The sequence below is a fragment of the Bradyrhizobium sp. Arg237L genome, from assembly GCF_029990105.1.
In the GTDB taxonomy this organism is placed as follows: Bacteria; Pseudomonadota; Alphaproteobacteria; order Rhizobiales; family Xanthobacteraceae; genus Bradyrhizobium.
In genome coordinates, this window is record NZ_JAQMIL010000175.1 from 1 (window position 1) to 1,453 (window position 1,453).

General features: G+C 66.3%; 1 protein-coding gene. It reads left to right on the plus strand.

Annotated elements, in window-relative coordinates; translation table 11 throughout:
• Positions 1 to 145 precede the first annotated feature (145 nt).
• Positions 146 to 1,174 carry an IS110 family transposase gene (locus OZ411_RS42815; RefSeq protein WP_282532779.1) on the plus strand — a complete coding sequence of 343 codons (1,029 nt, stop codon included), beginning with the start codon at positions 146 to 148 and terminating at the stop codon, positions 1,172 to 1,174.
• Positions 1,175 to 1,453 lie beyond the last annotated feature (279 nt).

Sequence of the window (1,453 nt, forward strand, 5' to 3'; positions counted from 1 at the left end):
GCCCTCCAAGCGAGCCGCGCTTGCTACGGCGCTATGGGTGGCGCGCTGCGCGCGGCTCGCTTGGAGGGCGGGCGGTCGTCCCTCACATTGATGGTGTGACGGAGTCGAGGATGAACCTCGCTCCAAGCATCGCGGAGAGACGACCATGGAGCACTATGCCGGAATCGACGTGTCATTGGAATGCTCGAGCGTGTGTGTGGTTGACGCCAACGGCAAGATCGTGCGGGAGGCGAAGGTGGCGAGCGAGCCGGAGGCGCTGATCGCCTGGTTTCGCTCGCTCGGCTTCGGTCTTGAGCGGATCGGGCTGGAGGCCGGACCCTTGTCGCAATGGCTGTTTGCGGCGATGAAGGCGGCCGGGCTTGCCGTGGAGCTGCTGGAGACGCGACACGTGCGGAATGCGTTCAAGGCCATGCCGGTGAAGTCGGACCGTAACGATGCGCGCGGGATTGCGCAGCTGATGCGGCTGGGTTGGTTCCGCCCGGTGCATTGCAAGTCGCTGAGCGCACAGGAGACGCGATCGCTGCTGACCGCGCGCAAGCTGGTGCAAGCGAAGCTTCTCGACGTCGAGAACAGCCTGCGCGGGATCCTGCGCGGCTTTGGCCTCAAGGTCGGCAAGGTGACGGCGCGGACGTTTGCGGGGCGGATCCAGGAACTCGTCGCGGGCCATCCGCATCTTGAGCGGATCGCCGCTGCGCTGTTGGCGGTCCGCGAGATCCTACGGAAGGAGTTCGCGGCCTTCGAGAAGCAGACCCGCAGGATGGTGCGAGCCGACCAGCAGGCCCGGCTGCTGACGTCGGTCCCGGCCGTCGGCCCGATCGTGGCGCTGACCTATGCCAGTGCGATCGACGATCCGGGACGGTTCAAATCATCGAAGCAGGTGGGCGCCCATTTCGGCTTGACGCCGAAGAAGCATCAGTCCGGCGAGACCGATTACACCGGCCGGATCAGCAAGATCGGCGACGGCGCGGTGCGCACGGCGCTCTACGAGGCCGCCCACATCATGCTGACCAAGCCGGTCAAGGGCTGTGCGCAATTGAAGAGCTGGGCGATGCGGATCGCCCGGCGCGCCGGCATGAGCAAGGCCAAGGTGGCGCTCGCGCGCCGGCTGGCGGTGATCATGCACCGCATGCTCGTCGATCAAACCCCCTTCAACGCCGCCGCGGCGGCAGCCTAACAGGAGGCGCGACAGGTTTTCGAGCGGGTCACCACACCAGGCCTTCTCGAAGCGAAGTCCCTTCGCCGGGACGATGGATCAGGTCAGGCCGTTGCCCACCCGGTGGCACTACGACCACGCGTCCGTAGATTGGCCGGCCGATCCTCTCCAACCCCATCAGGTGGCGGCCTTGCGCCGACCCCGTACAGAAGCGAGACCCCGGCGAGCGGATGACGCAAAAGGGATTGACTGATCCAGGCCCGTTACAGAAGGGTGGGCAAAGCGCAGCGTGCCCACCCT

Bases quoted from the DNA above. Each gene is read 5' to 3' on its own strand.
- OZ411_RS42815 (WP_282532779.1), top strand. From the start codon at position 146: ATGGAGCACTATGCCGGAATCGACGTGTCATTGGAATGCTCGAGCGTG.